Origin of the sequence: Vibrio sp. S11_S32, assembly GCF_014694465.1 — a bacterium.
GTDB classification, from domain to species: domain Bacteria; phylum Pseudomonadota; class Gammaproteobacteria; order Enterobacterales; family Vibrionaceae; genus Vibrio; species Vibrio algicola.
The window spans coordinates 48407-71797 of record NZ_JAAUWS010000009.1; the positions used below are offsets into that span (position 1 = coordinate 48407).

General features: G+C 42.2%; 21 protein-coding genes and 10 tRNA genes. 11 read left to right on the forward strand and 20 right to left on the reverse strand.

Annotated features, from left to right (window positions below):
• The first annotated feature begins 101 nt into the window (after positions 1-101).
• The 5 genes from HC723_RS07130 (at position 102) to HC723_RS07150 (ending at position 3932) form a co-directional block, all read left to right on the forward strand.
• Positions 102-186, forward strand: a tRNA-Leu gene (locus HC723_RS07130).
• Positions 187-299: 113 nt separating this feature from the next.
• Positions 300-1310 carry a tyrosine-type recombinase/integrase gene (locus tag HC723_RS07135; protein WP_190338624.1) on the forward strand — a complete coding sequence of 337 codons (1011 nt, stop codon included), beginning with the start codon at positions 300-302 and terminating at the stop codon, positions 1308-1310.
• Positions 1307-1936, forward strand: coding sequence for a hypothetical protein (locus HC723_RS07140; RefSeq protein ID WP_190338625.1), 630 nt, complete (start codon positions 1307-1309; stop codon positions 1934-1936). The genes HC723_RS07135 and HC723_RS07140 overlap by 4 nt, the downstream gene beginning before the upstream one ends.
• Positions 1937-2041: 105 nt before the next feature.
• Positions 2042-2299, forward strand: a complete 258-nt coding sequence (locus HC723_RS07145) for a hypothetical protein (protein WP_190338626.1) — start codon at positions 2042-2044, stop codon at positions 2297-2299.
• A 184-nt stretch (positions 2300-2483) separates the two neighbouring features.
• Positions 2484-3932: a hypothetical protein gene (locus tag HC723_RS07150; protein ID WP_190338627.1), complete on the forward strand. Its 1449-nt coding sequence runs from the start codon at positions 2484-2486 to the stop codon at positions 3930-3932.
• A 497-nt stretch (positions 3933-4429) separates the two neighbouring features.
• On the opposite strand, the gene HC723_RS07155 is transcribed toward HC723_RS07150, so the two are convergent.
• Positions 4430-4870: a hypothetical protein gene (locus HC723_RS07155; protein WP_190338628.1), complete on the reverse strand. Its 441-nt coding sequence runs from the start codon at positions 4868-4870 to the stop codon at positions 4430-4432.
• Positions 4871-5059: 189 nt separating this feature from the next.
• On the opposite strand from HC723_RS07155, the gene HC723_RS07160 reads away from it, so the two are divergent.
• From HC723_RS07160 to HC723_RS07175, 4 genes are all read left to right on the forward strand, one after another.
• A complete protein-coding gene (locus HC723_RS07160) occupies positions 5060-5395 on the forward strand; it encodes a hypothetical protein (RefSeq protein WP_190338629.1) in 336 nt (111 codons plus the stop codon).
• Positions 5396-6156: 761 nt separating this feature from the next.
• The gene (locus tag HC723_RS07165; protein ID WP_153446223.1) at positions 6157-7116 is read left to right on the forward strand and encodes a glycosyltransferase family 2 protein; all 960 of its coding nucleotides are present in this window, start codon (positions 6157-6159) and stop codon (positions 7114-7116) included.
• Positions 7085-8875, forward strand: a complete 1791-nt coding sequence (locus HC723_RS07170; protein WP_190338630.1) for a GtrA family protein — start codon at positions 7085-7087, stop codon at positions 8873-8875. Before HC723_RS07165 ends, HC723_RS07170 begins: the two co-directional genes overlap by 32 nt.
• Before the next feature lie 405 nt (positions 8876-9280).
• Positions 9281-10708: an NAD-dependent succinate-semialdehyde dehydrogenase gene (locus HC723_RS07175; RefSeq protein WP_153446226.1), complete on the forward strand. Its 1428-nt coding sequence runs from the start codon at positions 9281-9283 to the stop codon at positions 10706-10708.
• A 164-nt stretch (positions 10709-10872) separates the two neighbouring features.
• On the opposite strand, the gene HC723_RS07180 is transcribed toward HC723_RS07175, so the two are convergent.
• From HC723_RS07180 to mutY, 14 genes are all read right to left on the reverse strand, one after another.
• Positions 10873-11478 carry a porin family protein gene (locus tag HC723_RS07180; protein WP_153446228.1) on the reverse strand — a complete coding sequence of 202 codons (606 nt, stop codon included), beginning with the start codon at positions 11476-11478 and terminating at the stop codon, positions 10873-10875.
• A 233-nt stretch (positions 11479-11711) separates the two neighbouring features.
• A tRNA-Asn gene (locus HC723_RS07185) sits at positions 11712-11787 on the reverse strand.
• Between the two features lie 41 nt (positions 11788-11828).
• Positions 11829-11904: transfer RNA gene (locus HC723_RS07190), tRNA-Thr, on the reverse strand.
• Positions 11905-11941: 37 nt separating this feature from the next.
• Positions 11942-12017 (reverse strand) — tRNA-Asn (locus tag HC723_RS07195).
• Positions 12018-12074: 57 nt separating this feature from the next.
• Positions 12075-12150, reverse strand: a tRNA-Thr gene (locus HC723_RS07200).
• Positions 12151-12211: 61 nt separating this feature from the next.
• Positions 12212-12287 (reverse strand) — tRNA-Phe (locus tag HC723_RS07205).
• A gap of 370 nt (positions 12288-12657) precedes the next feature.
• Positions 12658-14259, reverse strand: a complete 1602-nt coding sequence (locus tag HC723_RS07210; RefSeq protein ID WP_190338631.1) for a lytic polysaccharide monooxygenase — start codon at positions 14257-14259, stop codon at positions 12658-12660.
• Between the two features lie 356 nt (positions 14260-14615).
• Positions 14616-14691: transfer RNA gene (locus HC723_RS07215), tRNA-Asn, on the reverse strand.
• Between the two features lie 42 nt (positions 14692-14733).
• Positions 14734-14809 (reverse strand) — tRNA-Phe (locus HC723_RS07220).
• Between the two features lie 6 nt (positions 14810-14815).
• A tRNA-Thr gene (locus HC723_RS07225) sits at positions 14816-14891 on the reverse strand.
• Positions 14892-14964: 73 nt separating this feature from the next.
• Positions 14965-15040: transfer RNA gene (locus HC723_RS07230), tRNA-Phe, on the reverse strand.
• 114 nt (positions 15041-15154) lie between these two features.
• Positions 15155-16291, reverse strand: coding sequence for a membrane-bound lytic murein transglycosylase MltC (mltC, locus tag HC723_RS07235; RefSeq protein ID WP_190338632.1), 1137 nt, complete (start codon positions 16289-16291; stop codon positions 15155-15157).
• Positions 16292-16394: 103 nt separating this feature from the next.
• Positions 16395-16667: an oxidative damage protection protein gene (locus HC723_RS07240; RefSeq protein ID WP_153446231.1), complete on the reverse strand. Its 273-nt coding sequence runs from the start codon at positions 16665-16667 to the stop codon at positions 16395-16397.
• A gap of 60 nt (positions 16668-16727) precedes the next feature.
• Positions 16728-17807, reverse strand: a complete 1080-nt coding sequence (gene mutY / locus HC723_RS07245) for an A/G-specific adenine glycosylase (RefSeq protein WP_190338633.1) — start codon at positions 17805-17807, stop codon at positions 16728-16730.
• A 225-nt stretch (positions 17808-18032) separates the two neighbouring features.
• Between mutY and trmB the strand changes: the two genes are divergently transcribed.
• Both trmB and glsB read left to right on the forward strand, forming a co-directional pair.
• Entirely contained in the window at positions 18033-18752 is a 720-nt protein-coding gene (gene trmB, locus HC723_RS07250) for a tRNA (guanosine(46)-N7)-methyltransferase TrmB (protein ID WP_153446234.1), read from the forward strand.
• Positions 18753-18844: 92 nt separating this feature from the next.
• Entirely contained in the window at positions 18845-19768 is a 924-nt protein-coding gene (gene glsB / locus HC723_RS07255; protein WP_190338634.1) for a glutaminase B, read from the forward strand.
• A gap of 68 nt (positions 19769-19836) precedes the next feature.
• Here glsB and hemW read toward each other — a convergent pair whose 3' ends face one another.
• From hemW to HC723_RS07280, 5 genes are all read right to left on the reverse strand, one after another.
• Entirely contained in the window at positions 19837-21018 is a 1182-nt protein-coding gene (gene hemW, locus HC723_RS07260) for a radical SAM family heme chaperone HemW (protein WP_153446237.1), read from the reverse strand.
• Between the two features lie 91 nt (positions 21019-21109).
• Complete coding sequence (locus HC723_RS07265) at positions 21110-21718, reverse strand: XTP/dITP diphosphatase (RefSeq protein WP_153446239.1); 609 nt, start codon at positions 21716-21718, stop codon at positions 21110-21112.
• Between the two features lie 220 nt (positions 21719-21938).
• Positions 21939-22358, reverse strand: coding sequence for a DUF4426 domain-containing protein (locus HC723_RS07270; RefSeq protein ID WP_446751393.1), 420 nt, complete (start codon positions 22356-22358; stop codon positions 21939-21941).
• Between the two features lie 53 nt (positions 22359-22411).
• Positions 22412-22714, reverse strand: coding sequence for a DUF167 family protein YggU (yggU, locus tag HC723_RS07275; RefSeq protein WP_407701685.1), 303 nt, complete (start codon positions 22712-22714; stop codon positions 22412-22414).
• Complete coding sequence (locus HC723_RS07280) at positions 22714-23268, reverse strand: YggT family protein (RefSeq protein WP_153446241.1); 555 nt, start codon at positions 23266-23268, stop codon at positions 22714-22716. The genes yggU and HC723_RS07280 overlap by 1 nt, the downstream gene beginning before the upstream one ends.
• Positions 23269-23391 lie beyond the last annotated feature (123 nt).

Below are 23391 nucleotides of genomic sequence, written 5' to 3' on the forward strand. Positions count from 1 at the left end.
ATCAATTTCAAAATTAATTACTTGCATGACGTCTTAGCATAAGTATAATTCCTGTCACTCCTTAGCGGCAACTCAAAGCGCGACCGGATGAAAAATTTAGTGGCGGTATGGTGAAATTGGTATACACGACGGATTCAAAATCCGTTGCCTTCGGGCGTGGCGGTTCAAGTCCGCCTACCGCTACCATTTCTTTTTGTCTTTTTGGTCAAAGACTTAGAGAAATTAAAACCAGTTGTTTGATTTTGTTTCCCCGTTATGCGGTTGCGTTTTTGGCGTAATTTGGCGTAAAGGGTAAAAATATGGCAACAATTCAATCCCGTAAGGGTAAAAAAGGCACTACGTATAGAGTTGAATTCATGCGTGGTGGTTTTCGCGTATCTAAAACATTTAAGCTTAAGAAAGAGGCTCAAAAGTTCGCGGCTAATGTACTAGTGAATGATGACTTTTCTCACGCCTTAACTGACCACACACTCAATTCATTACTTTTTGCTGATGCTGCAAGCGAATTTATAAAGCAGGATAGCGGCAAAGACCTATCAAAAATCCAACGTTTAAATTACTGGGTTTCTATCTTCGGTGATAAACCAGTTGGCAAAGTCACACGTCAGCAAGTCAGAGCTGAACTAAAAAGCCTTTCTGGCAGTAAATCCCCTGCTACAGTAAACCGATACAAAGCAGCGCTTGGCTCGCTGTATAAATTCCTTTCAAACGAATACGACATTGATCACAATCCTACAAAGGGCATCCAGCAAGCCACTGAGGATAACGCGCGCACGCGGTTTTTAAGCAATGACGAATTACAGCGACTTTTAAGCGTCTGTAAGGAGTCGGGCTGGGAGCAGCTTTATTTATTGGTAGTTATGGCGATAACGACAGGTGCACGCCGTAGTGAGATGATCACGCTCAAATGGGAAAGTATCAACCTAAAAGCAAGGACTGCACACCTACCCAAAACTAAGAACGGCGAGCAGCGCATTTTGACGCTAACCAACGATCTAGTTACCGAGCTGATTAAGTTTAGGCAAATCGGCGGCTATGTGTTTCCGTACAGTGATAATTTATGCGGCTATTTTAAAAACTTTGATTGCCATTGGCGTGAGGCGCTAACTAAAGCGGATATAAAAGACTTTCGATTTCACGATTTGCGCCACACATGCGCGAGCTTGTTAGCCATGAATGGAGCTAGCTTACTTGAGATCGCTCAAGTGTTGGGACATAAATCAATCACCATGACGCAGCGTTACGCGCACTTATGCACCGAACATAAAGCCAACTTAACCGATAGAATTTTTGGAGGTATCGCAAAATGAAAGATAAGGGCAAAATCTTAAACGACCTTAAAGATTTTTACGTTGAATACCTTGGCTGTACTGATGTGCCAATCAAAAACGGCAGGGATACAACAGCGGAGCGATTCGCTAACAGCTTTATATATTGCACCGATGTGGCACCAGTTCCCGACTCAAAGAGCGAGAACAAAAGCAGGGAGGATGACATAGTACGCCTAGCTGCCGAACTACTCAGAAAGCTAAACGCCAGACCGTCAGAATATTGGAAAGATCATACATTATTTAATGCGGAAACCAACCAGCGCATTATAAACCCACGACTGCAAGTGGCTGCAATAGTCGAGGGATCACAAGAAAGGTCTGAGAAGCTAAAAATCAAGGGTGACAAAAGGGCTGAGATGTTTGCTTATGTGGAAATGCTTTGGCTAAGCGGTGGGTTTCCTGAGTTGAAGCCTGAACAGTTAGATGCTACAAGCCTTGCAACGATTGTTTTACATGCGACTGGACAAGCATTCTGGAACGAAACAGAACAGACGGCTTCGGATAAAAAGGCAGGCAAATGGCGCGAGCACAAAAGCGGCGTGTTCGTAGCAAAAAGTGACTCGGCAGAGTATAAAGAGGCGGTAAAATTCTTTAAAAAACAATAAGAAGGGAAAAGTAGTTATATTTTTCTGATTTTCTTCCGGTGATTCAAAAAGTGGCAGACCGTATCTTTATTGCGAGTTAACCACATGCGACGGAGGCAAACTCAAATGACTACTTTTGACCAAGAAAAAATAGCAACACTATCTAGCGACCTAACTAACTGGCTACCAGTTTCAGAGGTCCCTAAACACTTCCAACAATTCACTGCAGCGCAACTAAAGCGCCTGTTCTGGCAAAGAGATAAGCACGCCGGTCTATCAACTTGTTACCGACAAGTTGGTAAGCGCGGCTATCTAAATATCCCCCTGTTTGGTCTATATCTCGCTGGGCTGCTACCAGAGCAGCAAGGTGGTACAGGTGAGTAGACCTTTATCCCAAAAAGCACAAGCCAGCCTTAACCGAATAAAGGCGAAACTGCTATTCATTGAGGCGACAAATCGAATCTTAAAAAAACAAAAAGCCACAACTCAAAGAGAAGCGGCTTAATTAATTAATCTATAGCTGGTGGCTTAGTTTATCGACGATCCACCAGCGATATGAGGTTACACTATGCAAAGCAACCATGACAACACCATTGATAAGTTTATAGGTCAACTATGTGAAGTCGATCGTAATGTACCAGAAAAACAAACAAACCCATTCGGCCTTGCTCAAGTGGATATAACAGCGCCGCACGGAATTCTTGGAGACATGTGTGCATCAATGGCTAAATCGGCTCACAGGGCGCTTCCAGAGGCTTATTCGCTATATGGCTTGCAAGTCCTTGCGCTGGTGGCTGCTAAGGCTGGTATTCGTTCGTTTACTGGCTCAAAGCTAAACGTAATTACACTACTGATCGCACCAACAGCAGCAGGAAAGGAAAACGGGCAGGCATTCTTTGATGAAATCGCTAGCCAGCTAAGCCTATCTCAATATTGCTTTAATAAGCCGCGATCGGACAAAGACTTGATCACTAACCTGGTGGAAACTGAGGGATTAACGGCGTATTCCGTTGATGAAGCGCACGGCCTATTTGATGCAATGAGCAGTAAGAACGCGCAAAGCTATCAGGTTGCTATGGGCGCGGAAATGCTAACAATGGCAACTAAATCAAACTACGTATTATCAGGCAACCACCGCCGCGAATTTCGCCAAAAATACGAGGCCGACTTAGCCAAGACTCAAAAGCAACTTAATGACATTCTAGAGAGTGATAAGGCTTTCAATTCAAAGCGCGAGGATGCCTTAAATAAAAAAATCAAAAAGCTTGAGCGTGTTCTTGAGTGCATCGAGTCAGGCTTCAAGAATCCGCTGATTAATATGAGCATGGCATCCACACCGGAAAAAATAGATAACGTTGTATCTAGCGAGAGTATAGAAAGCGGCTTAATGGGTCGATCTATAGTGATTCGCGCCGATGAAGAACGCAGAGAGCTAAATTTAAACCCGAGCCCTGAATTGTGCAGTGGGGATACAATTATCGCTCTAGAGCGATCCTTGAGCCGTTCTGGTAACGTCAAAATTACTCCAACAGCAAAAAAGCTATTCAACAGTCTCGTCATTCACTTTGATAGGACCATGCGGAATCATCCAACGCTAGGCGGCCTATATGCTCGGCTGGGCGACCGTGCGCTATGTATTTGCTCACTGCTAGCCGTAACAACTGGCGAAGTTACCGAGGCCGATGTGCGCTATGCATTTGCGCTTGTTTTGCGTCACATCGAGGACTGCAAATTCCTACTAAGTAAAGCTACAGCAGCAGAAAGTGGTGAATATGAAGATCAGCTAACCATGATTAATGAGCGAATTCTAAAGTTTTGCACTAGCGAGGGGCTGCCATTGAGTTCACTCAAACAGAAGGTTTGTAAGCCGAAAGATATATCTTCAGCAGTACGCAAAGCAGAGAAACAAGGCAAGTCATCAATCTATCAGCACGCATTAGGCCGGCTTGTTATGAGCGGTGTCCTTTCGGTAGATAACGAAAAAAATCAAGTGAGGTTAGCAAGTGAAGCAATATAGGAGAATTTGGCTCTATCTGAACTAAAAAGAGCACTTTAGCAGTAAGAGCCTCCATTTTGGGGGCTTTTTTGTGCCCGTTATCCCGTCTCAGCCCTTGTCTCGTAAGGGGTTGTGCCTTCGTTATCCCTAATTATCCGGTCATTATTCGTGCTAGGGTGTGAGTAAGCGATTGATATATAAGTAATAATATATATATTATCCCGTTATCCCGTCTTTTGAGTGTCTCTTTTTTTTACTTAGTATTGATAAGTTTATCTATTAATCTGTATTTGTTTTTATATATATAGAATTTTGGATAACGGGATAACGGCGTTTTTTTCCTTTAAAATTATACACTTATCGTGATGGTGGTCGGGGTAATGCGGGATAATGTGGGGTGGTGGGGTGGTTTTTTTATATAAATCAATAAGTTGGTGGGGTAATAGGAGGTTTTGTTGTTAGCGTACACTTTGTTCCTAAGCCCCTTGATAAAGAAAAGCCCTGCTCGGGGCTTTATATTACTTACGGCTTTTGACCCAATTATTAAATATTCTATCGCTTTGCGCCTTGTATCCCATAGCAGAATAAGTTTGACTATCATAACTATTGAATTCAACCTTTACCGACGATCCGAAATGAAATATAGCTTTAACCGTGCCTTGATCTAATTCTCTCGGTAAAAATACCGCAAGCCCCTTATCTGCGCACTGTGCGTTAGCTTTTATTGGCACACCATCTACGCGGATCGGTGCGTTCATTGCTATCAGAGAATCGCTGCGTGCAATGCATCCTGAAGCGGGAGCTGTGAAACCAATGCTAAGTCCATTCTCGCCCGAATATAGCACTGCGCTATAGCCGTGTTTGTTTGTTGTTACTGATGTATCGTCACTCACTCTGCCCCAGTTCGCCATGGCAAATCCTGATTGGAATAGCGCGATAAGCATAATTATTTTTTTCATATTAAGACCATTCTTTGTTTAAGTTAAATCACTATACACAATCAACTTTCAGTATAGTCATGAGTTTAAATACTTCCTGCTAAGGTGCTTCTAATAAAATATTGTTTACCACACCTTAACGTTGGGTAATGTGATGAGTGTCACTTTTATGTGTTTTTCATTAAGCTAAACCAAGCAAAGGAAGTAAATATGTTTGACTACGACAACGCAACAACAACTAACGAGCTACTATCACTTATTGGTTTCAACGCAAACCAAGAAGAACGCACCGCTATTAAGAATGCTCTGTCTAAATCTCACATGAGCGTATTTGAGTGGCTTAAGGGCGAGAAAGGCAAGCCAGAGGTCATTCGTGACTTAGAGCGCGAACAGAGAGCTGCTGAGTCGCTTACATCGGCATTAAATAAGATTGTATCCCCATTAAGAGCGCGCAAGGCTAAGATATACCAACACGCAAGGAAAGCGGCCATAGCATCAGCTAAGAAGTGCTTACCACCTCAGCAGACAAACAACCTGATTAAGTGAAATAGCCCCTATATGGGGCTTTCTTTTTTTTGTGTGCGTGGGCTCCGATAATAAAAAAACAGTGTTCTTTTATGGACTACAGGAATGATAACTAGGCGTAAACTAGGCGTAAACCTACCAAAACCGGAAGAAACCAGAAAAAGCTAAAAACAATTGAAACAACGCCTTAACTCAACTATTATACCTATGCAAACTGCTAAATTGGGATTCAAAATCCGTTGCCTTCGGGCGTGGCGGTTCAAGTCCGCCTACCGCTACCACTATTTAGAAAAAAGCCGATCCTCATGGGTCGGCTTTTTTGCGTTTAAAGTTTTATTTCTTCTGCCCCACTGATTTTGTTTCTTTTCCTCTCAACACAAAACAGACCTTAACTCCTAAGCACAATCTCAATTTGTAACTAAACTTATCATCTAGGTCGTAGTGACTGACCGGTTAGCTGAATACGTTTAATTAATAGAAAATAAATGCGAACTAAATCACGCTTTAGGTGCCTACTTAGGATTGAATTGGGTGTGAGGTGCCTCACAACTTGCATTTTTTGATCAATAAGACGTTAATTGACTTAAATTTCACTAAGTAATAAATATTTACACTTTTACTTGTCATTTCTCTAACATTGAACTGTTAACTTCAATATTAGTGAATGATCAGACGATCATGTGGCGGCACTTAAGGTGCGGGAAAGCAACATTAATTTTTGAAAACTAGCGACATGTGAGTGTTTGACTGGTGATTGAGCTAAAGAAGTTCCTGGAGAAAATATGAAAACAGTTTCTATTGTGGTTCCTTGTTTTAATGAAAGCGAAGTTATTGATACAACGATGGACGAGTTACTTTCGGTCACTAAGGGAATTGCTAACTATAAATTTGAATTGATCTTCGTTAATGACGGCAGTTCAGATGATACTGAGGCTAAGCTTTTAGCTCATAGTAAGCTGCATGATAATGTGAGAACAGTTTCATTTTCTCGTAACTTTGGTCACCAACAAGCAGTGAGTGCCGGCTTAGATGTTAGCACCGGTGATGCAGTGGTGTTGATCGATGCCGATCTACAAGATCCACCTAAAGTCATCGAAGATATGATCGTTAAGTGGGAGCAAGGCTTTGACGTGGTTTATGGCACTCGTGCCAGTCGTGATGGTGAATCTTGGTTTAAATTAGTGACCGCCAAAACCTTCTATCGCTTATTGAATTACTTGTCAGAAGTTGAAATCCCATTGGATACCGGCGATTTTCGTTTAATGGATCGCCAAGTGGTGGATCATTTGATTGCGATGCCTGAAAAATCGCGCTTTATTCGCGGTATGGTGAGCTGGATTGGTTTTAATCAAACGGCAATTGAATACGAGCGTTCTCCACGTTTTGCGGGTGAATCTAAATACCCACTAACAAAAATGATTAAATTTGGTTTGGATGGCATTTTGTCGTTCTCGGTTAAACCATTGAAATTATCCGTATTAATGGGCTTTGCTTGTTCTGGTATCGCGATGTTAATGCTGCTTTATTCGGTTTATGTTCGTATTATGACTGATCATTGGGAGTCGGGTTGGACTTCTCTTTTCGTCGCCGTTTTATTTATGGGTGGGGTTCAATTGATCTCCATCGGTATTGTCGGTGAATACATTGCGCGTATTTACAACGAATCAAAAGATCGTCCTCTATATATTATTAAACAACAAAGAGAAACCGATGCTGAAGAAACCAGCCCAACTGCTGAGTAACTTAGTTACTTCTGATTTTCAGCAAAAGTTACGCTTTGCCATCGTAGGGGGACTGAATACTGTCACCGCCTACTTGGCCTTTATGGCGTTTTATGAAATGTCGGGGCGCTATTTGGTGTCCTCGGTTTTATCGTATTTTGTTGGCATGATAGTGAGTTACGCGCTTAATCGTACTTTTGTATTTAAAAGCGAGAAAAAAGGCGGGCAGTTTATCCCGTTTTGTGTGGTCAACTTGACCTCATTGGCGTGTTCAACCGGTTCGCTGTATTTGCTGGTGCATTTTGGTCATTTACATGTGTATATCGGCCAAGCATTAGCGGTCTGTGTCTCAATGGGGATCAATTATTTTGGCTATAAGAAAGTGTTCACAGATGGAGTTTCGATGGACAAGTTAACTCAAGGATTTTACGACAAAAATGGTCGCCTTGATCCGCTACAAGTTATTCAATGGTTAGTGGTGGTTGTATTTGCAGTAGTGACGGTGCTGAATTTGCATTTGGCTATGTCGTCGAATATTGCCCATGATGCATTGCCATATATGAACGGCTACGCAGAGAAGTTCACCACTGAAGGTCGTTGGATTAACTTTGCGCTTTATTATCCTTTACGAGCAATGCCGGCGGTGATGGCGGCGAGCTTAGCCAATATCTTCTTGTTCATCTTCGCTTATAAAGTCGTGATGGGGGTGAAGAAAGACTATTGGTTAGCGATTGCAGTTGCTTTATTAATTATCAATATTCCGTCATTTACCATGTTGTTGAAATGGCCAATGACCTTGCTTCCAGGCTGCTTTATGCTAGCGTTGTTTGCTTGTTATAAAGAGAGTATTCATCGTTCAGCCTTACTGATTGTGGCGGGGATTTTATTATTTGCCACTTACCCGGCCTTTTACTTCTTAATACCACTGCTTTTTCTTTCATATTTAAGAAATGCAACTTATGGTGAGATCTTTAAGTTCTTGTGCTTTTGGGTTTTAGGGTATGTCGCCGGTTATGCGGTTGCGAATGGCTTGGTGTACTTGTATACCTCGATGTTTACCGATCATGCGACCTTTATTCATTTTGTCAGTTGGCGTCAAGAAACACCATCAAATAGCTTGTCATCATTACTGGCCAATATTGCTAAAAGTGCTGGTAACTTTGATCGTAACGTTGATTACTTTGGCGCGTTAAGTCCTTGGCTTTATATCCCGATTGCTTTGACTGCCTTATGGGCGCTGGTTAAGCACTTTAAATATACTGTCATCGTGTTAATTGTGGTGATCTCACTGTATGCCAGTGTAGTGCCATTAGGGGTGAAAGTGCCACTTCGCTCTGGAGTGACCTTCCCAATTGGTATGGCGGTGCTCTTGATGTTGATCCCGAATAAATGGTGGCGATTATTGACATTACTAACCTTGTTTATTCCTTTTTCATATCAGATGCATGCTTATAACTACAGCTACGCCCACAGTCGTGATGTAATGTCGCAGATTTTAATGCAGCACGATGGTCGAGACTACCTCAAGCAGCCAAAGCTATTTGATAAAGTGGTGGTGAGTGTTGATGAAGAAAAAATGAGCAAGTATATGTTAGATCGCACACAATCGACTTCATTTAACATAGAATCGAATTTGCGCTATCACTACATTAAGCCATTCTTTTATCAATATGGTTGGAAAAATGCCAATATTGAAGTAATAAACGATCCGCGACTCACAATCAAAGGTGACGCAACGATCAAGAAAGAAGGTCGAGTGCTGTTTATTTCTCTCGATTAATTTTACTTTAGTATCAAAAGAAAGTGAGCCCTAGTCGTGATGACTGGGGCTTTTTTCTATCTAAGCGCTTGAGTTTGTGACACTCTTAAACGAAGCTTTAATAACGCTTGAATCTGATTAGGGGCTGTTGATCTTTCGTGGTTGTTTTTGCTGCGAATTGTTGGGTTTTTATACAAGGAAGAGGCTTTGTGGTGTAGCTGGCTACACGAAAAGCCGATGACGAAGTAGAAAAGACCAACAAACGCAGCCCGAAGGGTTCGGCTAAAAGCCTTTTACTCTTCGTTAAGTCTCATTTACTTAGAATAACTAGGCTTCAATCGACTTTCCTCGATTAAAAGGCTTTTATCTCGAACAAAATTTAATCACGAAAGATCAACAGCCCCTAGTCTTAGAATAAGGAATAGTATGAATCACATAAAAAATAAAACACTTCTGGCTGCAATGCTAACAGAAGGGAAAGGGCTATCAGTATTCAACCCATTTGATGATAGTTTGCTGGCTATCGTCAAAACGGTCAATCAAGCCCAAGTTGAAGATGAAGTTTTAGAGCTTGAAGTCGGCCAGGTTGAATGGCAAAAACGTTCCGCTCAAGATCGCTCAAATTTGCTTAAGCGTTGGCATCAGTTAATTCTTGAAAATATAGACGACTTAGCGCGCATTATTACGCTTGAAGGTGGCAAACCACTAAAAGAAGCATTAGGGGAAGTTCGATACGGCGCATCATTTATTGAATGGTTTGCTGAAGAAGGACGCCGTGCTTATGGTTCGACCATTCCTTCGCCCTCTAGTGACCGAACCTTGCTGACGGTTAAACAAGCGATTGGTGTCGCTGCGGCGATTACACCCTGGAATTTCCCATTAGCGATGATCACCCGTAAGGCTGCCCCTGCATTAGCCGCTGGTTGCAGCTTTATTTGTAAGCCGTCTGAATTAACACCATTAACGGCGATTGCGGTGACGGAATTGGCTTATCAAGCGGGCATTCCGAAAGACGTACTGCGCATGGTGATTGGCGATGCACATGATATTGGCGAAGCGTTTACTTATCACTCTTCGGTTCGAAAATTTTCGTTTACGGGGTCGACGTTAGTTGGGCGTAAACTGCAAATGCAATGTGCTTCAACCATTAAACGAACCTCGATGGAGCTTGGCGGTAATGCGCCTTTTGTGGTGTTTGATGATGCCGATATTGATAGTGCGGTACAAGGTGCCATCGCGAGTAAATTTCGTAATGCTGGGCAAACCTGTGTCTGCTCCAATCGGTTCTATGTACAAGACAGCGTTTATGATGAATTTGTTGAAAAACTGGTCACTGCGGTTGATAAACTGACCGTGGGTAACGGTTTAGATGACAGTACGGATATAGGCCCACTTATTACCCTACAAGCCAAGCAAAGAGTGTCGGATCTGATCCGTGAAGCGAAAGGGCGAGGGGCCAAGCAAATTAATAAAGAAGTGCAGTTAGATGGACAATTTGTTGCGCCTACCGTTTTGGTCGATGTTGAACATGATCGTCCATTAGTGCAGGGGGAAATCTTTGGTCCTGTATTGCCGATAATTCGTTTTAGCGATGAAGATGAAATGATCAAGATGGCCAATGATACGATTTATGGTTTAGCCGCCTATTTTTATAGTCAAAATATGAACCGTATTTGGCGAGTGGCGCATAACCTTGAATATGGCATGGTTGGCGTTAATGAAGGGATCATTTCAACGGAAGTGGCTCCTTTTGGCGGTGTTAAGCAATCAGGCAAGGGTCGAGAAGGCGGTAAAGAAGGGCTAGAAGAGTATCTAGAAACCAAATATGTTTGTATTGGTGGTTTGACTAACTAGCCGAATTTTCGATAAGCACGCTTGGAAAAATAGCGACTTAAAAATAAAGTTCAGATCTAAAGGGGAGGCTCCAAATTGAGCGAGTCCCCTTTAGATTATACTTCCTTGTATAGGGTGAGGCAGGGGGAAACCTCAGTCTGAACTCATTATAGTTGTTTAGGTTATTAGAAATGGTAACTTACCGCAGCGTAAGCCATTCCAGCCCCCATGGTGTAGGAAGTCTTTTTTAACTTACCATTTTTAATATTTATATCGCTGTCTACACTGAAAGCATCAATTTGGTAGGCAATTCGGAAGCCAACGCCCGATAGGCTAGCTGGGGTGTAATCAAGCCCTAGACCGTAATGCAGAGCGGCAGTATTGTCTTTATCTAGTATTAAAGCATTACCTGTTTGATGTAGGTTCGTTGAACTTAAGCCAATCAATGCAAAGGGACGCAAGCCATTATCAAAGGTATAGCCTAAATTCGCCGCGAGTGAAATCGAGGTTGGCTTGGTTTTTATATCATTTTTGTCGTAAGTCGAGGTTGAGTAATCATTGTAGCCAAGTTCGACCCCAACAATACGGTTAAACATATAGCCGGTATAAACGTTATACGCTACACCACTTGATTTAGGATCACCGCTACCGAGGTCGTCAGCGTAATCACCTGCGCTAAAGATCCCTACCCCAATACCCGCCCCAATGTATGGGCCGGATGTGTCTGCTGCGAATGATGCGCCTGAAGCCGTTAACAAGCCTAATGTAATAACTGGTAATATTTTTTTCATGATAGCTCTCTCTTAAAGTTACTTTTAATAATACAGCGTTTTATATGAAGGTAAATCAAAGGCGGGCTTTTTTTTATGGAAAGTTATTTTTCATTGATGAGGTGAATGTGTAATTTGGATTCGAACAAAACTATTGAGCTAAGCGGATGTCGTCAGCTAGCGATAGATAAGAGAAATAGCGCAGATACAAAAAAGCCTCATCCAAAGATGAGGCTTATTGCTTCTTTCGAAATTGGCTCCCCTTGCAAGACTTGAACTTGCGACATACGGATTAACAGTCCGCCGTTCTACCAACTGAACTAAAGGGGAATTATTCTTTTTTATTCTTACTGCTTATTAAAACAGAAGAATGGTGCCGACTACCGGAATCGAACTGGTGACCTACTGATTACAAGTCAGTTGCTCTACCTACTGAGCTAAGTCGGCTTTATAAAACTTCAATATACATCAAAGTTTCAGAAAGTGGCTCCCCTTGCAAGACTTGAACTTGCGACATACGGATTAACAGTCCGCCGTTCTACCAACTGAACTAAAGGGGAATTATACTTTTTATTTTTCGTTTTATATGCGTTGTCGCAATATAAACGAGAAAAGAATGGTGCCGACTACCGGAGTCGAACTGGTGACCTACTGATTACAAGTCAGTTGCTCTACCTACTGAGCTAAGTCGGCACAAATTTTCTTCTTTTCTTTTAATTGATGTCTACTTGTCGTGGACACCAACTATAAATAGTGGTGCCCGGAGGCGGAATCGAACCACCGACACGAGGATTTTCAATCCTCTGCTCTACCGACTGAGCTATCCGGGCGACGGGGGGTATTAAACGGTTTTTCGAGGTTGCCGTCAACAGTAAAATGCAAAAAAACATTCGTTTGCTGATTTTATAATCGCCGCTGTGCGTTTATTGCCACCTTTGCTGATAAAAAGTGCATTTTTTTGCCTTTAGATTGAAAAAATCAACTTGTTATTAATGAGAGGAACTTCAGTAAAACCCAATAAATGGTCAGTTGGAATGAAAAGTGGCTTATTAATGATAAAAAAGAAAGGTTAAATTATCGATGAATAAGGCGATAAATGGATAAAAAAAGAGGTCTTAACACAGAATGTTAGACCCCTTAATGCACACTTTACGATACTTGAAATATCATTTATCGTATTTTAAAGCATTACTGTTACTGTTACTGTTTTTTCCAAGGCCCACCTTGATCGGGTTGATTGCCTTTCGTCCACCACTGAGCTTTATAATTTGAACCGTTATAACTCACTACATCGTCAGAGGTGTAGACCAAGTTGGATTGCCACTGGGTATCATTCGCATTACGCTGTGCTTCCCACGCGGCAGAGGTATTGGGTGTTTCGCCTTTAATCCACCATTTTGCTGTATAAGTAATCCCTGCAAATAAAACCGTGTCGCCGGTGTTGTAGATAGTATCGGCGTTCCATGTTGTCTCACCGCCATTACCGCCGTCATCATTTTTTTCAGCACTAATCGCGATAGTCACGACCGCTGTAGTGGTTGATGCTGGGTCGCCCACGGAGACCGTAAGGCTATCACTGCTATCAACGTCCGTTACAGCCGCTTGGTAGTTAATGGTAACGCTGGTTGCGGTTTGAGATAGGATAGTGCCTTTATCGACGCTAAACATCAGTGGATCGTTATCAGCATCGCTCACCGAAACATCAAAGATGATACTTTTACCACTTTCAACACTCAATTGGGTTGGAGCGCTAATTACAGGCGCATTATTGCCGGTTTTGACTTCAAGACGTTGGGTGTGGTTGCTATGGGTTAAATAAACTAAATTGCTATATAAATCATTAGTTTGATATTCAATTGTTGTGGTTGAATTGTTTTTTAAACCAATTTGGACTTGCTGAGCATATTTTTGATTGATCACGTTGGCTAGATCTTGTCCCCATACATGCTCATCATCATTGGTGACAGTGAATTTTTCGAATACGGTTTCATTGCCATTCTCATCAAATACGCGGAACCATACGCTATCGCCGACACTAGCATCTACGGTCGAAGCCAAATAATTCCCCGAGGTTATCCATTTATCTAATGGGTTATCATTGCCGCCATCGCCGTTGTCATTACCGCTAAATGAAATGTCACTACAGTTATAAAAACCTTCACCGGCGGGATCTTGACGCTGCCAGCGACTATACAAAACCGCATCGCCGCTGCGATCGCTTGGTAGGGTGACTTCCATTTGGTAATACTTTAAACCGTTTAAGGTGACGATAGGTAAGTTGCCAAAATCGGCTATTAGCTCTAGATCGGTCCATGCAAGCGGCATAGTGGCAGAGTCGTAACTTGGCTTGCTTAGGTAGATTTTCCAGAAACTTGGGTTGTGGGGTGTGTTAGCGCGATATTGCAGAGTGATCTTACCATTATTGGTTAAATCCACTTTTGTTTTTTGCCAATCTGGCGATGGGAGGTCAATACCATGTTTGGCTTTATCACCCGCCGAACAAAGATTGCCGTCGGTGATCGCCGTCTCAACCGCTGTTTGATTGTTGTAATTAGAGACTAAAGTGGCAAATTCCGGCTTTTGCACAAACGGTGTCCAGCTTGATTCAATAAATGCCGCACGGCAAGCTGCATTTGGAATGGTATGGCCATCGCTAGAATCCCAATAGCCACCATCTATATCACAGATCTGCTGTCTGGCAGGTGGATAGTCCATATAACCATGAGCTTGCACATTACTCGATAGTGCCGATAAACCAATAACACCCAATAGGGCGCTTATTGAAAGAGGGGTTGTTTTCATTTTTATCTCCATATAAAAAAGATATCCACTAGGTTCAACAATATTGCTTGAGTACATTGTTTTGCTAGATAGAAATAGTGCTAATTGACCGTAAAGTCATTGAGTCTGGAGTGGAATAATAAAAATGTGGAATACAGTTTGCTGACTTTTAAAGTGAGCTCGAACTAATTGTTCAAATGTTGCACAGTAACGTAGGGTTTTGAGGTGTTGATCGAAGTTAACCTATAACCAACAAAAAAATAACAATCGGTTTCTTGCTGAATTGAGGATTTTGTTTTTTATACTTTTCTGAGAGCTGGGGCGATAGAGACAAAAAAGCCTCATCCAAGGATGAGGCTTATTGCTTCTTTCGAAATTGGCTCCCCTTGCAAGACTTGAACTTGCGACATACGGATTAACAGTCCGCCGTTCTACCAACTGAACTAAAGGGGAATTACTCTTTTACAATGCTGATTTACACCAACATTCAATATATGGTGCCTCGAGGCGGAATCGAACCACCGACACGAGGATTTTCAATCCTCTGCTCTACCGACTGAGCTATCGAGGCAAAAGATGGTGCCGACTACCGGAGTCGAACTGGTGACCTACTGATTACAAGTCAGTTGCTCTACCTACTGAGCTAAGTCGGCACACTATACCTTTTACTGTGTTGCTATGTTACCGTTTTAATTTTAAAAATCAAACACCAACAATTTTAAATTGTGGTGCCCGGAGGCGGAATCGAACCACCGACACGAGGATTTTCAATCCTCTGCTCTACCGACTGAGCTATCCGGGCAACGGGCGCTATTAAACGAGTTTTAGCCCAAACCGTCAACTATTTTTTGTAAAAAACCTAAAAAAAGTGTTTGTTTGCTGCGCATTTGAGCGTTTGGTCGGTTTTTTGAACGCTTTACTTCATTGCATGGAATTCTTTTTTATAGCGTGTCACTTTTTCTAAGTAATGTCTCGACTCTGCATTCGGGTGTTTTTTCGTCAATGCCCAGTAAACTTGACTCGGTTGATTATGGTTAATGCTATTAATGGCACTGGTTTTCCCGCCACCAAAAGTATTAAACACACCACCTGCGCCACCGTTATAAGCTGAAATCATACTGTACTGTAATGAAGTCGGGTTACTAATCCCTTTCAAGTAACGCTTTTCAAGAAGGTAGAAGTAAGCGGTACCGGTATCAATATTATTGGCTGGATTGTATAAATATTCTGGACTTGGCATGCCAGATTTGCCTTTTACAATATTGAAAACATCATGTCCGGCGGTTCTTGGAATAATCTGCATCAAACCATAAGCCTTAGCCCAACTCACTGCATACGGATTAAAGTTACTTTCGGTTTTGATGATGGCGTAAATTAAATCTTCAGGAATATCGTATTTTTTCGACGCCTTACGCACGATGTCAGCATATTGATAACTGCGTAACTTGGAGTGATTTTTTACCATTGGAATGGTGACGTAATAAGAGGTTTTAAAATCAACTTGGCGTTTTTGTAATTTATGGTCAATCAAATAGTCGGCAAACTGACTGGCTCGCCATGACCATTCTATTGATTTTCCGTTTTGATCTACTACTTGACCGGTAAGAAAAGGTTTGCCCCCTAATGCGATCTCTTTAGATGAGAATAGATCGACATTACCTGGCTTGTCTGGGGTTAGCAGTGTGGTCACAATCGCGTGGCGTAAGTGTTGCTTGGGATCGGTTGATGCAATGGTCTCGATGGTGACGGTGCCGTTATCGAAATCAATATTTGAGCGGTTTAAGTAATCATCGGTATATTTGACGTAATTTTTAGCCCCAGCCATTTTAATATCATCATTACCCCAGCGTTTGGCGATATCGCCTGAGAACTGGGTCATTAAATTATCTAATGCATCGGTATCTTTTTGATACTGACCGGGTAATGGAGCAAGGTTTTTAGCAAAGCGATTTGAGGGGGTGTAATCCACATCGTACATCCCTTCAACAAACTCACGGCTACAACCAGATAAAATCAGGCAGACTAAGATGAATAACGACGTTTTAATATTCATTGTATTTTTAATTTTATGATTTTAAATGGATGCGGGCGGTATAAGCGAAAATGAGGCGATAACTTTTGCCTCATCATTATTTGCCTTACTTAATATTTATCAGCTATTCGCTTGGTGGCGTGTAACCTTCAATGATGATGTCTTTACCTTCAAACAAGAAATTCACCATTTCAGTTTCAAGTAATTTACGATGTTCAGGATCCATCATGTTCAATTTCTTTTCATTGATCAGCATGGTTTGCTTATGTTGCCATTGTCCCCACGCTTCTTTACTGATGTTATCAAAAATACGTTTACCTAAATCACCAGGATACAATTGAAAATCTAGACCATCAGCGTCTTTTTTTAAGAAACTACAAAATACAGTGCGGCTCATAATGAGTCCTCTTGAATAGAATAAAGGGGGCGCTCGCTTAATGACATAACCATCTTAAATTCAAAAGATAGCGGTGTTACATTCAAAAGAAAGTAGATGCAGCAGTTGCTTGACTGGTGCCGCTAAACCGATCTCTTGCACGGGAGCATTATTTTGTTGTGGTAAGTTATACCAAAGACCTTGCTTATCTTCCATCACCAAACTCGGTTCACGGGTTAAATTAATCAAGATAGGAGTAATATCGAGGTGATAATGACTAAAAGTATGACGAAATGCGGTAAGTACTTGCTTACTGTTAATCATAGGTTCTGTAATAGAACGCAAGTCTAATTGATGTTCAACCTCGGCAGTGTCATGTTGAGGGAAACAAAATAATCCGCCCCAAATACCAGATTGTGGCCTTTGTTCCAGCCATACCTTTCCTTGGTAATGCAACATTACAAACCAAGTTTCTTTGATTGGTTTGACTTTTTTAGGTTTTTTACCCGGAAAGTCAGTTTGGCGTAATTGAGCTTTGGCTTGACACATATTAGCCACAGGGCATAAGTCACACTTAGGCTTAGAGCGAGTACACACTATCGCACCCATATCCATCATGGCTTGATTGTATTTGTCGACATCTAATGCTGGCGTGTGTTGCTCCGCTATTTGCCATAATTGATTCTCAACTATTTTTTGCCCTGGCCAACCTTCAATCGCAAAACAACGCGCTAAGGTGCGTTTTACATTACCGTCTAAAATTGCGTGGGGCTGCTTATAAACGGAAGATAAGATAGCTGCCGCAGTCGAACGACCAATACCGGGTAGGGCATTCATTTGCTCAATATCGAGTGGGAATTCGCCTTGATATTGCTGTTGTACCATCTTTGCCGCTTTATGTAAGTTGCGCGCGCGAGCGTAATAACCCAGACCAGTCCAAAGGTGCAATACTTCATCTTGATGGGCGTTGGCTAAATCGTTTACTGTTGGGAAGCGCTCGAGAAAGCGATGAAAGTAGGGAATAACCGTAGTCACTTGAGTTTGTTGCAACATGATTTCCGATAACCAGACCTTATAAGCGGTTTTGTGTTGTTGCCAAGGTAGGGTTTTACGGCCATAGTTTTTATACCACTGCAAAATGGCTTGGGAGAATTGGGTCACAACATGCTCTATATGGTTTTATTCTTGAGCGCCGATTGCATCATACCTAGGTTATTAAGTAAACCGGATGTAAATAAAATCACCAATATTGTGGATAAAAGCTTGCACCTTGGGCGTATCTTGGGATAATTCGCCACTTATATTCTTGATACTTGCCGCGGCAACGCCAATTATCTTGAATCATCTTTTATTCTCTTTTTTAAACTTAAACCTTCAGGCGAAATCATGACAGAAGTAACCAAACCCCAATTAACCGAAGATGGCAAAATTGTAAGACGAATTCGCAGTTTTGTTCGCCGTGAAGGGCGCTTAACCAAAGGTCAAGAAAACGCGATTAATGATTGCTGGCCAACTATGGGCATCGACTTTATCGAGCAACGTCTTGATTGGAATGAAGTGTTTGGCAACAATAACCCTGTTGTGCTTGAAATCGGTTTTGGTATGGGCGCATCATTGGTTGAAATGGCAAAAAATGCCCCTGAGAAAAACTTCTTAGGTATTGAAGTGCACAGCCCTGGTGTTGGCGCTTGTTTAGCTTCTGCGCAAGAAGCCGGCGTCACCAATTTACGCGTGATGTGCCATGATGCAGTCGAAGTGTTTGAACACATGATCCCTGATAATAGCGTGCTAACCTTGCAGCTATTCTTCCCAGATCCTTGGCATAAAGCGCGTCATCATAAACGTCGCATCGTTCAATTAAGCTTTGCTGAGATGATCCGCAATAAGCTAGTGTTGAATGAAGGCATTTTCCATATGGCGACAGATTGGGAAAATTACGCCGAACACATGGTTGAAGTGATGAACGCGGCGCCAGGTTTTGAAAATATCGCGAGCGATGGTGATTTTATTGCTCGTCCAGATGAGCGACCACTGACTAAGTTTGAAGCTCGCGGCCATCGTTTAGGTCACGGCGTGTGGGATATTAAATACCGCCACACGGCTTAATGGCTTATTGATATCAGTTAGTTGAAGTCATATAGAATAAAACCAAAAGCCAGCCTCTAATGCTGGCTTTTTTGCCCTTAAAGGAGAGTTCCATGCCTCAAGCCACCCCTGAATTATTATCAAATATTCTCTATCAAGTTCGTCCTCTTATTGGCAAGGGAAAGGTCGCCAATTACATCCCTGCGTTGGCTTGTATTCCCAATGATAAGCTTGGTATTGCTATCTATACCAACGATGGAGAAGTGATCAAAGCTGGTGATGCCGATGAAGCTTTCTCGATTCAATCGATTTCTAAAGCGCTGAGCTTGACGCTTGCCATGCAGTTATATCAGCCAGAAGAGATCTGGTCACGAGTAGGAAAAGAGCCATCGGGGCAGGCGTTTAATTCGATGATCCAGCTTGAAGTTGAGCAAGGTATTCCGCGCAATCCGTTTATTAATGCTGGCGCGATTGTGGTGGCGGATATGCTGCAAACCCGTCTTGCCGCGCCGCGTCAGCGCTTATTGGATTTTACCCGTAAGCTGTCCGGTGATACTGATATTGTGTACGACAAAGTCGTGGCGTTCTCTGAAATGCAGCACAGTGATCGTAATGCGGCAATCGCCTATTTAATGCGTTCATTTGGTAATTTTGATAATGAAGTGATCCCTGTACTCAATAATTATTTTCATGCCTGTGCGTTAAAAATGAGTTGTGTCGATTTAGCCAAAACTTTTAGTTATCTAGCCAATAAAGGTCAATCGGTACAAACCGGTAAACAAATTATTCAACCCAATCAAACCAAACGCTTAAATGCACTATTAGCCACTTGTGGTTTATACGATGGCGCAGGTGAATTTGCTTTTCGGGTTGGCATGCCGGGTAAATCGGGTGTAGGCGGTGGGATCGTTGCGGTGATCCCTGGCGAAATGAGCATCGCAGTTTGGTCACCAGAGTTGGATAAATCCGGTAATTCACTGGCAGGAACCGCGGCTTTAGAAATGTTATCAAACCAATTAGGTCGTTCAATTTTTTAGATAGCGATTCTCTTTAATTTAAATAGCGCTGGATCTCTTTATCTTAAACCAAGAGATTCAGTGCTTTTTTATTCTTCATCTTCTACAAACAGCGCAACTAAGTCATTAAAGAAAAGCTTTCCTTTTTGAGTCACTTGCCAGTCCGTGTCGGTTTGAGTTAGATAACCTTGCTCAATGGCTGTGGATATGTCGCTTTCAATCTCCGCCAGTGCCATTCCGGTGCGTGCAATAAATTCGGCTTTCGGGCAACTTTCAATTAAGCGAAAACGATTCATAAAATATTCGAACGGGCGATCAACGGGCTCGACCAAAATTTCAGTGTCTCGGTAAGGTTTCACTAAGTTTTGATAAGCCGCTAAATAGCCTTTTGGGTGTTTAATTTTGGTCGTGCGAATAATGCGTCCATCGGCAAAACTGAGTTTACCGTGCGAGCCACAACCAATACCAAGGTAGTCACCAAAGTGCCAATAATTTAAGTTATGACGGCATTGATAGCCAGGCTTGCTGTAGCCTGATATTTCATATTGAACATAACCGGCATTAGTTAAGCGCTGGTGGCCTTGTTCAAAAATATCCCATAAATCATCATCATCGGGCAATGTTGGTGGCTTTGAATAAAACAAGGTGTTCGGTTCAATCGTTAATTGATACCAAGACAAATGATACGGATTGAGCTCAATCGCTTTGTCGAGATCATCTAAAGCTTGTTGCTGGCTTTGATTAGGAAGGCCATGCATTAAATCGAGGTTAAAACTGTTTAAGCCAATTTTATGCGCGAGATGCGCGGCATTGATCGCTTCTTGCTTACCATGAATTCGACCTAAAGCTTGCAGTTTTTCATCTTCGAAACTTTGCACCCCAATTGATATCCGATTCACCCCTTGTAACTGAAATTGAGCAAAACGCTCAGCTTCAATCGTGCCGGGGTTGGCTTCCATAGTGATCTCTATATTATCTTCAAAACCGATCTGTGCTTCGATCCCTTGTAATAATCGGCCGATGCCTGGTGGCGAGATCAGACTTGGCGTGCCGCCTCCAATAAATATTGAATGCAACCGTCGCGGCGCAGTCGATGCTTGCGCTAATTGATAATGCTCAATATCGAGCTGTAAATCTTCTAATAAGGCGTCGATGTACTGACTTTCTGGGATCTCACCTTTTTGGGCGTGAGAGTTAAAGTCGCAATATGGGCATTTTTGTACACACCAAGGAATGTGGACATATAAGCTCAATGGAGGAGGTGTTAGCACGTTGTCGCCTTAATTTGGGGTTATTGACGTTGTCGTTTGTTTCTCTCGACAACGTCAATGACTTTAGGATGTGTTGATTTGATAGAAGATATTATGAGTTAAAAAACGGCTGATCGGCCATTTGAGTAAAGAGTGATTTTAACGCTTTTCCGCGATGGGATAATTGTTTTTTACGCATAGGTTCAAGTTCGGCAGAGGAGCATTGATCCTCTGGCACCCAAAAGATTGGATCGTAGCCAAAGCCGTGTTCGCCCATCGCTTCAGTTAAGATTTTTCCTTCCCATACCCCATGACAAACCAACGGGGTTGGATCATCGGCATGTTTCATTACCACTAAGACACAATGAAAACGTGCGCTGCGTTGCTGGGCGGGGACATCTTTCATCGCGGCTAATAGTTTTTCAAGGTTTTGCTGATCGCTGGCATCGGCTCCGGCATAACGGGCTGAATAAATACCTGGCGCCCCTTGTAGGTAATCAACTTCTAAGCCTGAGTCATCGGCAATCGCAGGTAAACCTGTTTCTTTGGCGGCATGACGCGCTTTGATAATGGCGTTTTCAATAAAAGTGGTGCCTGTCTCTTCCGCTTCGATAAGATTGAATTCGCTTTGAGCGTGTACATCAAATCCAAAGTCGGCTAATAAACTGGCCATTTCTTTCACTTTGCCTTGGTTGCCAGTGGCGAGTACGAGTTTTTTCATGAGAGATCCTGCATCGTATTATTAAATTTGATGGAATAAATGTGGTGATTAAACGGGGTTAAGTATTTAACCGTTAATATCTAATTGTTAATATCTATGCCATCTGAGTCTGTTTTATCGACCATAGTGATGCCAAATATGATTATACCCGTCTTACTTGAAGCTGCAGCTTTGTTAGCTGCGCTAACTCACTGCAACTTCAATTACTTTGGGTATAGAATTACTCTTCCACATAAAATTTTTGCGTGAAGCTAATCGGGCCGCTGCCGGTAGCACCCGCATCAATATTGATATTAAAGGTTAAGTTTTCTTGATCGGAAATGGCAAACTGCGCCAAGTAATAAATCGCCTTACCTTCTTTGATTTGTTTAAATTCAAGTGTCTTGGTTTGCCCAAGTAGGTTTTTAGCGCTGCCAGAAATTTTAGCATCGACGGCAGGTTTGCCCAGTTTAGATTTATCTAACACACTGATATTTAAAATTGCGGAGTGACCATTACGCTTGAGTTGATATTGAGTTGCCACATCGGCAGTGATCAAGGTCGAATTAAACGCAGAATAATGAATTTCGCTATTCTTGATGGTTTTAAATTGTTCGGCATGACTTGGAAGTGAAAACAAAGCGCATAAGGTTAATAGCATCCATTTGTGTAATAACATCCATTTTTTCATTGTGCTTTCCTTTGATTTCAAATTTAAGACTCTTCTTGCTTGAGTAACTCGGCAATGGTGTCGGGTATAAGCTTTGGTGAGCATACTCGAACTTGTTTATGTCGACCGAGTTCACCTTTTTCGATACAGATCGAGCCTTTTGATACTTTAAATTGCTTGGCTAAATACTTCGATAAGTGTGCGTTTGCTTTGCCATCAACCGGCGGCGCGGTGATGGCAATTTTTAATTCTTCCCCATGCAAGCCGACGATTTGATCGCGGCTGGCTTTGGGTTGAACGTAAATACGCACAATAAGGTCATCTTGTACGTAATAAACGGCATTCACTATAGTTGATACCAAATAGCGCCAATAAGGTCGCCCATCAAGTAGTTAGCAAATTGCAGAACTAAGAACAATACCAGTAAGCTCAGATCAAAACCGCCCATAGGAGGAAGAATGCGGCGGATTGGTGCCAATAGTGGTTCGGTTAATTGCATCATCACATATTCAACTGGGCTGCGACCTTGGCTGACCCAGCTTAAAATTGCGCGCAATAATAAGATCCAGAATAATAATCCACCCACGGCTTTGACTAATGCGATAGCGCCGAAGATAAGGAAGCCAACATCAAACATAAATTGACCACTGCCAATCATGGTTAAAATTACAAATTTGAGGACGCTTAAAACATAGGCAAAGATCACCGTCGCTAAGTCTACATTACCAATCGATGGAATAATGCGGCGCAGTGGGGCGATGATAGGTTGAGTCGCCTTGACGATTGATTGTGAGAACGGGTTATAAAAATCGGCGCGAGCCAGTTGTAGCCACACACGTAAGATCACCACCATGATATAAATATCAAAAGCCGTTGAGACTAAAAAGTTAACTGAGTTCATTTATGTAAAACCTTGGTTGAGATTAAAATTAACAGCGAGATCACGGATAACTCCTTCGTCGTTTCCGAGATGACGCACTCTCTTTTTTCCTAGCTGATTTTGTTGTTGCTAAACCAGGATGAA